9 protein-coding genes are annotated in these 12,536 nt (G+C 70.7%); 3 read left to right on the forward strand and 6 right to left on the reverse strand.

The window, feature by feature from the left end; all coding sequences use genetic code 11:
- Positions 1–33: 33 nt before the first annotated feature.
- Both LPC04_RS20460 and LPC04_RS20465 read right to left on the reverse strand, forming a co-directional pair.
- Entirely contained in the window at positions 34–894 is an 861-nt protein-coding gene (locus LPC04_RS20460) for a hypothetical protein (RefSeq protein WP_275684135.1), read from the reverse strand.
- Between the two features lie 66 nt (positions 895–960).
- The gene (locus LPC04_RS20465; protein WP_275684136.1) at positions 961–1,623 is read right to left on the reverse strand and encodes a TetR/AcrR family transcriptional regulator; all 663 of its coding nucleotides are present in this window, start codon (positions 1,621–1,623) and stop codon (positions 961–963) included.
- Positions 1,624–1,704: 81 nt separating this feature from the next.
- Here LPC04_RS20465 and LPC04_RS20470 point away from each other — a divergent pair, with 81 nt between their 5' ends.
- The 3 genes from LPC04_RS20470 to LPC04_RS20480 all read left to right on the forward strand — a co-directional run bounded on the left by LPC04_RS20470 (position 1,705) and on the right by LPC04_RS20480 (position 7,610).
- Entirely contained in the window at positions 1,705–2,163 is a 459-nt protein-coding gene (locus LPC04_RS20470) for a nuclear transport factor 2 family protein (protein WP_275684137.1), read from the forward strand.
- Between the two features lie 115 nt (positions 2,164–2,278).
- Positions 2,279–4,597 (forward strand): NADP-dependent malic enzyme, encoded by a 2,319-nt coding sequence (locus LPC04_RS20475; protein WP_275684138.1) that lies wholly within the window; start codon positions 2,279–2,281, stop codon positions 4,595–4,597.
- 619 nt (positions 4,598–5,216) lie between these two features.
- Positions 5,217–7,610 carry a protease pro-enzyme activation domain-containing protein gene (locus LPC04_RS20480; RefSeq protein WP_275684139.1) on the forward strand — a complete coding sequence of 798 codons (2,394 nt, stop codon included), beginning with the start codon at positions 5,217–5,219 and terminating at the stop codon, positions 7,608–7,610.
- Positions 7,611–8,074: 464 nt separating this feature from the next.
- Here the strand turns inward: LPC04_RS20480 and LPC04_RS20485 are convergent, their stop codons facing one another.
- The 4 genes from LPC04_RS20485 to LPC04_RS20500 are packed head-to-tail and all read right to left on the reverse strand — an operon-like array spanning position 8,075 to position 12,461.
- Positions 8,075–8,959: an alpha/beta fold hydrolase gene (locus LPC04_RS20485; RefSeq protein WP_275684140.1), complete on the reverse strand. Its 885-nt coding sequence runs from the start codon at positions 8,957–8,959 to the stop codon at positions 8,075–8,077.
- A gap of 4 nt (positions 8,960–8,963) precedes the next feature.
- On the reverse strand, positions 8,964–9,803 hold the full coding sequence (locus LPC04_RS20490; RefSeq protein ID WP_275684141.1) for an alpha/beta fold hydrolase: 840 nt from the start codon (positions 9,801–9,803) through the stop codon (positions 8,964–8,966).
- 49 nt (positions 9,804–9,852) lie between these two features.
- The gene (locus LPC04_RS20495) at positions 9,853–11,121 is read right to left on the reverse strand and encodes a TIGR03862 family flavoprotein (RefSeq protein WP_275684142.1); all 1,269 of its coding nucleotides are present in this window, start codon (positions 11,119–11,121) and stop codon (positions 9,853–9,855) included.
- Positions 11,118–12,461 carry a glutamine synthetase family protein gene (locus LPC04_RS20500; RefSeq protein WP_275684143.1) on the reverse strand — a complete coding sequence of 448 codons (1,344 nt, stop codon included), beginning with the start codon at positions 12,459–12,461 and terminating at the stop codon, positions 11,118–11,120. The genes LPC04_RS20495 and LPC04_RS20500 overlap by 4 nt, the downstream gene beginning before the upstream one ends.
- Positions 12,462–12,536: the final 75 nt, after the last annotated feature.

The raw sequence follows: 12,536 nt of genomic DNA on the forward strand, positions 1-12,536 counted from the left end.
CAGGCCAGCGGATCGGCGCCAGCTCCAAGAGCGTCAGCGCCGCGGCGGATCCGGCACGTAGCCGGGCGACGGATCGGCCGGGAACGGGCGCGGCGACGTCGTGGCCACGTGCGGCGGCGGCACGATGCCGGCGGCCACGAGGTTGTCGAGGCTGTCGTAGCGGATCGCCACGGTCTGCTCGGGCTGCGCGGTCGCGCGATCGAAGGTGGTCGTGCGCGCCACCGAGGTCTCGCGCTCGCCGTGACCCGTGCCCAGCCGCTCCGAGGGCTGCGGCGCCGCGCGCATGGCGGGCGCGGCCGAGCGGGCGACCTCGCCGGCCGCGTCGCGCGCGTCGCCCGGCTCCTGCGCGGCCTTGGCCATGCCGTCGATGCGCGGCCGCGGCATGACCGGCGGCGCCGCCGACAGCGCGACCTGCGGCGCCTCGCGGAACACGGCCACGCCGATCACGCCGACGTCGTTCGGGCGGCCGGTGCGGGCGGCGTAGGAGTCCGGCAGCGCCGTGAACTCGAAGGCCGCGACCTCGCTGTCGCTCTTGCGCCAGCCGGTGATCTCGGCGCGTTGCCACGGCTCCAGCACGTAGCCGCGCTGGCCGACGCCGGCGGTCTCGCCGGAGATCACGTTGACGCCGTCGATCGCCACCACCGCCAGCACGCGCTGGCCGGTGGTGTTGGCCAGGCGCACCGCGTAGCGCGCGCCGGGCCGGCCGGCGACGACCGGGCGGCCATGGTCGCGCCAGACGTGCAGCACCTGGCCATCGTCGCGATCGACGACGTCGACCTGCACGAGACGCGAGTCGGCGCAGGCCGGCAGGCCCACCGTGGCGAGCAGGGCGGCGAGCGCACCGCTGGCCAGCAGGCCGCGGCGCCGGAGGGGAAGGTTCGTGGTCGAGTTCATCGCCGGTTCCTTTTCGAGGAGGATGGCGGTTGAACGGACGCAGCGCGAAAACGGGGTGAGTCTCCTTCAGCGCCGACGACGGGGCGCGGGCGGATCCGGCAGCTGGAGCAGGCCCGCGACCATGCGCCGCACCAGCGCGCCGGCGTCCAGGCGGGCGAGCCGGCGGGCGTCCGCGGCCGGGACCGGCAGGCCGCCGAACGCACCGTCGATCGCGAGGTTGGCCGCGCCGTGCGACAGGCTCCAGCCGGCCAGCGCGAGCTCGAGCCCGCGCTCGGGCGCGTGGCGCGTGGCGGCGTCCAGCAGCACCGTGAACGCCCGCTCGGCCGCGCGCTGCAGCCCGGGATGCGCGGCCTTGCGCGCAAGCATCGGCCCGAACATCAGGCGGAACTGGGCCGGATGGGCGAGCGCCTCGCGGACGTAGGCCTCGCCGATGTCCAGCAGCGCCCGTGCAGCGTCCCGGCCGCCGCCGGCGGCGGCGAGCGCGTCGCCGAGGCGGTCGAAGGCGAGCTCGGCGACGCCGGCCATCAGCTCGTCGCGATTGGCGAAGTGGTGGTACGGCGCCGCGTGCGAGACGTCCGCCGCGCGCGCGAGCTCGCGCAGCGTCAGCGTCTCGGCGCCCTGCTCGTCCAGCCAGCGCGCGGCGGCCGCGAGCAGCGAGGCGCGCAGGTCGCCGTGGTGGTACGGCTTCGGTTCGGGCTTGCGGGAACGCGGCTTGGCGATGGCGGGCATGGCACATCTTGACACGAGCAGGATCGAGTCGCACGATGCGTCAATCTTGACACTGTCAAGTTAAAGTCCCGGGAGCCCGTCATGTACCACGCCATCGTCCGCCGCAAGCTGCGCCGCGCCTTCGCCGACATCAACGCCGGCCGCTACGACGGCATCGTCGCGCAGTTCGCGCCGCAGCATCGCCACGCGATGCCGGGCCGGCACGCGCTGGCCGGCGAGCGGCACGGCGTGGCGTCGACCGCGCTCTGGTACGCGCGGCTGCAGCGGCTGCTGCCCGGCCTCGCGTTCGACGTGCGCAGCATCGTCGTCGGCGGCATGCCGTGGCGGACGACGGCGGCGGTCGCCTGGGACGACCGCTTCGCGCTGCCGGACGGCACGACCGGCTCCAACACCGGCGTGCACGAGTTCGAGCTGCGCTGGGGCCGCGTCCATTCGCTGGTGATCCACTGCGACTCGCAGCGCCTGCAGCACTATTGCGACCGTCTCGTCGAGTGCGGCGTGGCCGAGGCCGGCGCCGAGCCCATCACCGACGTGCGCTAGCGCGCGAAGGCTTGCTGCCTAGGCGCGAAGGGTCACTGTCCGAGGGTTTCCATGTGGTTACGGAACGCTGGCAAGATTCCTTCCCCCGGCAGATCGCCGGGCCGAAGGAGACTCCATGGAAAAGAACACCGCCGCCCTGTCGCCCGCCGAAGAGGCGCTGCGCGACGCCGCCCTCGAGTACCACCGCAGCCCGGTGCGCGGCAAGATCGCGGTCACGCCGACCAAGCCCCTGTCCAACCAGCGCGACCTGTCGCTGGCCTACTCGCCCGGCGTCGCCTATGCCTGCCTGGCCATCGAGCAGGATCCGGCGCTGGCGCACGACTTCACCGCGCGCGGCAACCTGGTCGGCGTGGTCACCAACGGAACGGCCGTCCTGGGCCTGGGCGACATCGGCCCGCTGGCCGGCAAGCCGGTGATGGAGGGCAAGGGCTGCCTGTTCCAGAAGTTCGCCGGCATCGACGTGTTCGACATCGAGCTGGCCGAGCGCGACCCCGACAAGCTGGTCGACATCATCGCCGCGCTGGAGCCGACGCTGGGCGGCGTGAACCTCGAGGACATCAAGGCGCCCGAGTGCTTCTACATCGAGAAGAAGCTGCGCGAGCGCATGAACATCCCCGTCTTCCACGACGACCAGCACGGCACGGCCATCATCTCGACCTCGGCGCTGATCAACGGCCTGGAGCTGGTGGGCAAGAAGATCGGCGAGGTCAAGATCGCGGTGTCGGGCGCCGGCGCCGCGGCCATCGCCTGCCTGGACCTGATGGTGCAGCTGGGCGTCACCGCTGCCAACATCACCGTCTGCGACTCCAAGGGCGTGATCCACGACCGCCGCGAGGACAAGCTCGACGAGTCGAAGAAGCGCTACCAGAAGGTCACCGCGATGCGCACGCTGGCCGACGCCATGGAAGGCGCGGACGTCGTGCTCGGGTGCTCGGCGGCCGGCGCGATCAGTGCCGACATGGTCAAGTCGATGGCGGCCAGGCCCATCATCCTGGCGCTGGCCAACCCCGAGCCGGAGATCCGGCCCGAGCTCGCGAAGTCGGTGCGGCCGGACTGCATCATCGCCACCGGACGCTCGGACTATCCGAACCAGGTCAACAACGTCCTGTGCTTCCCGTACATCTTCCGCGGCGCGCTGGATTGCGGCGCCACGCGCATCACGGAGGCGATGAAGGTCGCCTGCGTGCAGGAGATCGCCGACCTCGCGAAGGCCGAGATCTCGGGCGAGGTCGCCGCCGCATATCCGGGCCGCGAGCTGCGCTTCGGGCCCGACTACCTGATCCCGACGCCGTTCGACTCGCGGCTGATCCTGCGCATCGCGCCGGCGGTGGCGAAGGCCGCCGAGGCCTCCGGCGTCGCGACGCGCCCGATCAAGGACATCGACGCCTACGTGCAGTCGCTGGACCGCTTCGTCTCGCACACCGGCATGCTGATGCGGCCGCTGTTCAGCGCGGCCCGCCAGGCGCCCAAGCGCGTCGTCTACGCCGAGGGCGAGGACGAGCGCGTGCTGCGCGCGGTGCAGATCGCGCTCGACGAGCGGCTCGTCAAGCCCATCCTCGTCGGCCGCCCGGCGGTCATCGCGAGCCGCATCGAGCGCGCCGGCCTGCGCCTGCAGGCGGGCCGGGACTTCGAGATCGTCAACCCCGAGGACGACACGCGCTTCCGCCAGTACTGGGAGACCTATCACCGCCTCAACGCGCGCGACGGCGTCACGCCCGACATGGCCAAGGCGACCGTGCGGCGCTCCAACACGACGATCGCGGCGCTGATGGTGCACCTGGGCGACGCCGATTCCATGCTGTGCGGCCTGGTCGGGCGCTTCGACCGCCACTTCGGGCACCTGCGCGAGGTCGTCAGCCAGCGCCCGGGCACGCACTGCTTCGCCACCGTCAACGCGCTGCTGCTGGACAAGCACACGCTGTTCATCGCCGACACCTCCGTCAACGACGACCCGAGCGCGGAGCAGCTCGCCGACATCGCGGCGATGACGGTCGAACAGGTGCGCAGCTTCGGCCTCGTGCCGCAGGTGGCCTTCCTGTCGCACTCGATGTTCGGCAGCAGCACGCGGCCGTCGGCGAAGAAGATGCGCGCCGCGCGCGACCTGTTCGTGGCGCGCATGCCGGACGTGTCGGCCGACGGCGAGCTGCAGGGCGACGCGGCCTTCAGCGAGGAGCTGCGCGAGGCGCTGCTGCCCGACTCCACGCTCAAGGGCGCGGCCAACGTGCTGATCTGCCCGAACCTGGACGCCGCGAACATCCTGTTCAACGTGCTGAAGATGACCGGCGGCCACGGCGTCACGATCGGCCCGATCCTGCTCGGCGCCGACGCGCCGGTGCACGTGCTGACGCCATCGTCGACGGTCCGCCGCATCGTCAACATGACGGCGCTGGCGGTGGCCCACGCGGGCGATCGCGCGGGCACCGCCAACGCCTGACATTCTATTTCCGCGATATACCCTGAACAGGGTATTGCGGCACCTTCAATACCCCGAATTGGGTATGTGCGCGGCCTCCGGGCCGCGTTTTTCGTTGTACCGCTCCAGGTTATTTGCTTATTTGGATTCGGGAACCTCGTCTAATCCCGGACAGGGCTTTCCCGAACCCCATTACTGAATTGATTTAATGCTGAAGCAATTGCGGAGCAGGGCTCGAATTAATCGAATGTTAATCGCCCTGGTAACAATTCGCGAGCTCTGGAAACAAGTCCGCCGCACGACCCAGCCACGAGGAAGAGTACGCGCCAACTTCCCATTGGCGCACGGTCGAGGTGCGGGATATGCACCGTTTTCCCCCTCGGGGTTCCCCCCGATACCGCCGATATTGCGCGGGAACAGAATCAGCGCCTGCATCGACGACCTCCCCCCGAACTGGATAACCCCAATCGGTGATCGCGATGCTTCCACGAGCGTCACCGACAAAATCGTATTGCCGCTCACATAGCAAAAATTCACGTCAACGAATTGCGTGAACTGACCCATCGATTAGGAGAAGAGTTCCATGAAGAATCAAGGACAAGCTTCGAGTCGGCAGGCGCCTCCGGGCGGAGCCGACAAGATGAAGGTGCTTTCGGCCCTGATGGCCAGCGTCTTCGCCCTCTCGGCTCACGCCGCGACGTCCGAAGCGTGGGTCGCCACGAGCACCAAGGCCCACGATCCCCGCGCCGCCGTGCACGTCGCCCCGCTGCGCGCCGGCGAGCAAGTCCCCGTCGTCGTTTCCCTGAAGCTGCGCAACAAGGCCGACCTGGACGCTTTCACCGCCAAGCTGATGGCCGGCGCCCCCGGCGTCCGCCCGCTGACCTCGGCCGAGTTCATGGCCAAGTACGCCCCGACCGCCGCGCAAGCGCAAGCCGTCGTCGCCTACCTGCGTGCCCAGGGCTTCAGCAACATCGAAGTCGCCCCGAACAACCTGCTGGTCAGCGCCACCGCCACGGCCGGCGCGCTCCGCACGGCGTTCAAGGCCGACCTGCACGAGTACAACGTCAATGGCCGTCGCGCCTACGCCAACGTCACCGACGCGCTGGTTCCGGAAAGCCTGTCGAGCACGGTCAACGCCGTGGTCGGCCTGCAGACCGTGCACACGATGCACACGCACGCCCAGCGCAAGCTGTCGACGGACGCCGTGACCCCGCAAGCCGTCAGCGGCGTCAGCATCCCGAACTTCGCGTCCATCTACGGCGCGTCGTCGCTGCCGAGCGCCACCACCGGCACCATCGGCATCATCACCGCCGGCTCGCTGACGCAGACCATCACCGACCTGAAGAGCTTCGCGTCCAGCGCCGGCTACCCGGTTCCCAACGTCACGAAGACGGTCGTCGGCACCGCCGGCACCAGCACGTCGGGCACCGACGAATGGAACATGGACTCGCAGAGCTCGCTCGCCGCCGCCGGCGGCACGATCTCGTCGATGATCCTGTACAACGTCACCGACCTGAACGACTCCAGCCTGACCAACGGCTACAACAAGGCCGTCACGGACAACAAGGCCCGCGCGATCAACGTCTCGCTGGGCGGTTGCGAGAACGACGAAGGCTCGGTCGAGTCGACGCAGGACGCGATCTTCCAGTCCGCCGTGGCCCAGGGCCAGATGTTCTCGGTCTCGTCCGGCGACTCCGGCGCCTACGAATGCGGCGCGACCGGCGGCAAGGCACAGAGCTACCCCGCCGTCTCGCCGTATGTCATGGCCATCGGCGGCACCACGCTGTCGAGCTCGGGCGGCACCTGGCAAAGCGAAACGGTGTGGTCCTGCACCAGCGCCTCCAGCTGCCAGCAGTCGTCCTCCGGCGGCGCCGGCGGCGGCCCCTCGCTGACGGAAAAGGCGCCCAGCTGGCAGACCGCCGCTGGCGTGCTCGGCACCTCCACGATGCGCGGCGTGCCCGACATCTCGTTCGACGCCTCGCCCAACTCCGGCGCGCTGGTGCTGATCAACGGCTCGCAGACCCAGATCGGCGGCACCTCGCTGGCCGCTCCGCTGTGGGCCGGCTTCTGGACGCGCATCCAGGCCGCGCACGGCAACACGCTGCCCTTCCCGGCGCAGACGCTGTACCAGGGCGCCGCGACGCATCCGACCTGGTTCCACGACGTGACCTCGGGCAACCAGGGCTACGCCGCCGCCACGGGCTGGGACTACGCGTCGGGCTACGGCTCGGTGCAGATCGCCAACTTCTCGAGCGCCTTCAGCACGACGCCGCCCCCGCCCCCGCCGCCGCCGCCGAGCGGCCCGGCCGCCAACTTCACCGACACGGTCTCCGGCCTGACGGTGTCGTTCGTGGACACGTCGACCGACAGCAGCGGCACGATCACGTCGCGCAGCTGGAACTTCGGTGACGGCTCGACGTCGACCGCACAGAACCCGTCGCACACGTACGCGTCCGCCAACTCGTACACCGTGACCGAAACCGTGACGGACAGCAACAGCCAGTCGAACGCGCACTCGGCGACGGTCACCGTCACGACGACGCCCCCGCCCCCGCCGCCGCCGCCGCCGAGCGTCGTCGTCAACGGCGGCTTCGAAGGCTCCGCGTCCCCGTGGACGGTGAGCTCGGGTGTCTGGTGCACGAACTCCACGTGCTCCGGCGAGACGGCGCACGCCGGCACGGGCTTCCTGTGGCTGGACGGCTACGGCTCGACCCACACCGACACCGCGTCGCAGTCGATCACGATCCCTGCCGGCAAGACGTCCGCCACGCTGACGTTCTACCTGCACATCGACACGGCCGAGACGACCAAGACGACGGCGTACGACACGCTGACCGTTGGCGTGACCAGCGGCAGCACGACGACGACGGTGGGGACGTACTCGAACCTCAACGCCGCCACCGGCTACGTGCAGAAGACGATCAGCCTGAATGCCTACATCGGCAAGACGGTGACGCTGAAGTTCACGGGCAAGGAAGACAGCTCGGCGCAGACCTCGTTCGTCATCGACGACGTGGCCGTGACGACGAACTGACCACTCCGGAAAGCCGGACGCGATCTTCGGGGTCGCATCCGGCACGCCACAGGGCCGATCGGGCAACCGATCGGCCCTTTTTGCTTGTCGCGCCTCGTCGGAAGAGGCGCGTTCGCGGCGATCCGCGCGACTTGGCTAGACAAGGCTAGGCACCGCGACCGGCTTGCCTAGACAGGCCTGGCCCGCATCGGCACTGTTTCGGCGGCTCGAGACGCGCCGCAGTCGCGCAAGACCCTCGGCCGATCCCGGGTTCATGGACGACATTGGTGCGCATCGGTCACGCTGCGTTGGCTGCGTGGGTCGCACGCGACACCGTTCGCGCGACATGGGCACGCCGATGCGTTGGCAGGCGCTCACTCCATGCGCGCCGGAAAGCCACGGTCGACGGGATTACCCGGCGGGACGTCCGTCAATCCGCATGCCCGCCGCCACGCCGCGGGATCGCGTCTGTAACAGGCCGGCCGTCAGCCGGCGCGCCGCACGTTGGACGCGATGCCTTGCGAGATGCGGGCCAGCAGCGGCTGCGGCAGGTCGTGGCCCATGCCTTCGATGAAGTCGCCCAGCGCGCCGGGGATGCGCCGCACCAGGTCGTGGCCGTTCTCCACCGGCACCAGCGGGTCGAGGATCCCGTGGATCACCTGGGTCGGCGCCTGGATGCGGCCCAGCATGGGCGTGCGGTCGCCGTCGGCGGCGATAGCCAGCAACTGGCGCGCGGAGCCCTGCGGACGCTGCGCGCGGGCGATGCTGGCGGCGACGCGCTCGCGCATGTCCGCCGGCGAGAGCCGGTAGTCGGGGCTGCCGATCGCGGTGAAGACCTTGATCGAATGCGCGATCAGCGTCTCGTGCTCGCGATTGGCCGGCTGCGACAGCAGCGCGCGGCGCGCCGCGCCCGTCGGGCCGGGCAGGCGGCGCGACCCGCTGGTGGTCATGATCAGCGCGACGCTGGCGACGCGCCCGGGCCAGGCCGCCGCGATGTGCTGGCAGATCATGCCGCCCAGCGACGCGCCGACGATGTGGGCGCGCGCGACACCGAGTGCGTCCAGCACGCCGACGGCATCGGCGGCCATGTCCTTGAGCGCGTACGGCGAGCGCACCGGCAGGCGCAGGAAGTGGCGCAGCGCGTTCAGCGGGATGCTGGGCACGCCGACGTGGTCGAAGCCTTCGCTCAGGCCGGCGTCGCGGTTGTCGAAGCGCACGACGCGAAAGCCTTGCGCCAGCAGCAGCGCGACGAGCTCGTCGGGCCAGCCCGTGAGCTGCATGCCGAGCCCCATCACCAGCAGCACCACCGGCGCGTCGCGCGGACCTTGGTCGTCCACCTCGATCATCAGGCCGTTGGCGCGGACCTTCATGTCTTCAGCAGCCGGTCTTGAAGAAGAAGCGACGCAGGCCGCTCGTGTCGAACGGGCGCCAACGCTTCGGGTCCTGCGCGAGGCGGTCGGCGATGGCCATCATCGAGAGCGGGTTCAGGCCCAGGCCGATGTGGCTGGCATGCACCTCGATGTTCTCCGCCAGCGCGCCCGGCGGGTTCAGGCTGCATTGCCAGGCGACGATGCCGTCGGTACGGGAGTAGATCGACGTCGTGGGCACGGGCGGCGCCAGGCGCAGCGCGGCCTGCATCGCGGCGTCAGGCTCGGGATGGCCGCTCACTTTCTCGAACAGCCACCACGCGTTGGTGGCCTGCGGCGGCCCCGCGAACGGCGAGCCGAGCGTGATCACGCAGCGGACCATCTCGGGCATCTCCTTGGCGAGCTCGCGCGCATAGACGCCGCCGAGGCTCCAGCCGACCAGGCTGATCTTCTTGCCATCGAGCTCGAACAGCGAGCGCACGCGCGCGCGCAACGCGTCGAGCACGCCCGCGCGCGGCCCCAGGTTGAGGCCCTGCTCCCACGGCGACGCCTGGTAGCCGCGATCCTTCAGGAAGGTGCGCATCGGCAGCGTGGTGAGGTCGTTGGCGGCCAGGCCCGGCAGCACCAGCACGCGATGGCCGTCGCCGGCCGGCAGCTTGCGCAGCCACGGCGTGCCCAGGATGCTGGCGGCGAATTCCCAGGGCGCGCGGCCTTCGAGCGCGAGCAGCAGCGCGCCCGGCGCGGAGATCCCGGCGGACACGCTGTCGGCCGGCGGCTTGACCTCGGGCATGTCGACGTCGATCACGACATCGGAACGGGAACGGCGGGACGCGGAACGCGGAGGCATGTGGGAAGTCGTCGAGATCATCGGTAGCGTCAATGGTAGCGGGGCAAGGTCAGGCGGCGTGCCACCAGTCGATCACGCCCTGGCCGGCGGCGCGCCCGGTGGCCAGGCAGGCGGTGAGCAGGTAGCCGCCCGTGGGCGCCTCCCAGTCGAGCATCTCGCCGGCAACAAACAGGCCCGGCTGCGCGCGGACCATCAGGCGCGCATCCAGCGCCTCGAAGCGGACGCCGCCGGCGCTGGAGATGGCCTCGTCGATCGGACGCGGCGCGGCGAGCAGCAGCGGTAGCGCCTTGATGAAGCCGGCCAGCACGTCGGGGTCGTTCAGCTGCGCGGGCGACAGCAGTTCGTGCAGCAGGCCCATCTTCACGCCCTGCAGGTGCAGCCGGCTCTTCAGGTGCGTCGACAGGCTGCGCGTGCCGCGCGGGCGCCGCGTCTCGGCGCGCACCTGGTCAAGCGTGTGCTGCGGCAGCAGGTCCAGCGTCAACGTCGCGTGGCCCTGCGCGGCGATGGCGTCGCGCAGGCCGGCCGAGAACGCGTAGACCAGGCTGCCCTCGATGCCGGTCTGCGTGACGACGAACTCGCCCTGCTGCCGATGCACCACGCCTTGCGAATCGGCCGCCGTGATCGCGACCGGCTTGACCGGCTCGCCGGCGAAGCGCTCGCGCAGGTGCGCGCTCCAGCCGGCGCGATCCGGGCCGGTGGGCGCGACATCGAAGCCGCAGTTGCTCGCGCGCAGCGGCGCGATGTCGACGCCGCGCGCCGCGAGCAGCGGCACCCAGGCGCCGTCGGAGCCGAGGCGCGACCAGCTCGCGCCGCCGAGCGCGAGCACCGTGGCGTCCGCTGCAAACGCCAGTTCGCCGTCGGCGTGCTCGAAGCGCAGCGTCGTGCCGTCGCCGGCCCAGCCCAGCCAGCGGTGGCGCATGTGGAACTGCACCGGCGGCCGGCCATCGGCGCCAACGCGCAGGCGATGCAGCCAGGCGCGCAGCAGCGGCGCGGCCTTCATGTCGGTGGGGAACACGCGGCCCGAGGTGCCGACGAACGTCTTGATGCCGAGCGCAAGCGCCCATGCCCGCACGGCGTCGGGGCCGAAGGCGTCGAGGTGCGGCGCCAGCGCGGGCGCGCGCTGCGCGTAGCGCGCGAGGAAGCCGGGCATCGCCTCGGAGTGCGTCAGGTTCAGGCCACCGATGCCGGCCAGCAGGAACTTGCGGCCCACCGACGGCATCGCGTCGAACACCTGCACCTGCGCGCCGTGCGACTGCAGCACGTCGGCCGCCATCAGGCCGGCCGGGCCCGCGCCGATCACCGCGACCGTCCTCGTCATGCCTGCGCCACCAGGAAGCGCCGTTCCCACGCGCCGATCTCGGCGAGCCAGCTCTCGTGCTCGACATCCTTGACCGCCGCATAGGCGCGCACGAAACGCTCGCCGAACAACCTGCGCGCGACATCGTCCCCCGTGAAGGCTTGCAGCGCGGCGGGCAAGGTCCTCGGCAACGTGTGCGCGGACTCGTACGCGCTGTCGTTCATCGCATCGGTGGGCGGCAGCGCGCGCTCGATGCCGTCGAGGCCGGCGGCCAGCGTCGCGGCGATCACGAGATACGGATTGGCGTCGGCGCCGGCCACGCGGTTCTCGACGCGGCGCGCGGCCGCGCCGCTGCGCGGAATGCGCAGGCCCGCGGTGCGGTTGTCGTAGCCCCAGTGGAAGTTGACCGGCGCCTGGCTGCCCTTGACGAAGCGCCGATAGGAATTCACGAACGGCGCGAACAGCAGCATCAGGCTCGGCAGGTTGGCCTGCAGGCCCGCGATGTACTGGCGGAACAGGGCGCTCTCGCCGCCGTCGGCGTTGCTGAACACGTTGCGGCCGTCGGCGTCGACCAGGCTCTGGTGCAGGTGCATCGAGCTGCCCGGCTGGTGCGCGATGGGCTTGGCCATGAAGACGGCGTTCATGCCGTGCTTCAACGCGATCTCCTTGGCCGCGACCTTGAAGAGGAAGGCCTGGTCGGCGACGACCAGCGGGTCGTCGTGCAGCAGGTTGATCTCGAACTGCGTCAGGCCGACCTCGTGGATCCACGTGTCGGCGCGGATGCCGAGGGCCTGCAGCGCGGCGCGGAACTCGTCCCAGAACGCGGCATGCTCGTTGAGGGTGTCGAGGCTGAAGGCCGACTGGCCGGCCTCGACGCGGCCGCCGCGCATCGGCGGCGCGCGCAGCGGCTGCGAAGGATCGTCGCAAGGCGCGGTCAGGTAGAACTCGATCTCGGGCGCGACGACAGGGCGCAGCCCGTGGCGCTCGTAGCGCGCCATCACGTCGCGCAGGATGGTGCGCGGCGCGAACTGGCACAACTCGCCGGTGAGCTCGTGGCAGTCGTGGATGGCCAGCGCGCGCGGCACGCTGGCCCAGGGCACGGCCCGGACCGTGGCGTAGTCGGGCACCAGCAGGACGTCCGGGTCCTGGTCGGGAAAGATCGGGTCGTACGAGTAGTCGCCCGTCACGCACTGCATCGGGATCGCCTGCGCGATGCGCAGTTCGGCGCCGCGCGCGAACGCGTCGGCGGGCATCAGCTTGCCGCGCGGGTGGCCGGACACGTCGGGGAAGACGCATTCGACGTCCGAGACGCCCTGGGCGGCGAAATCGGCCGCCAGGTGCGCGGGAGGGGTGTGGCTCATGCCGCCATTAGATCAGGCCCGACCCGCGAATGCCCGCCTTCAGCGCGCCGCAACACGAACCCGATAAGCTGCGGG

Source organism: Scleromatobacter humisilvae (assembly GCF_023231945.1).
Classification (GTDB): Bacteria; Pseudomonadota; Gammaproteobacteria; order Burkholderiales; family Burkholderiaceae_C; genus Scleromatobacter; species Scleromatobacter humisilvae.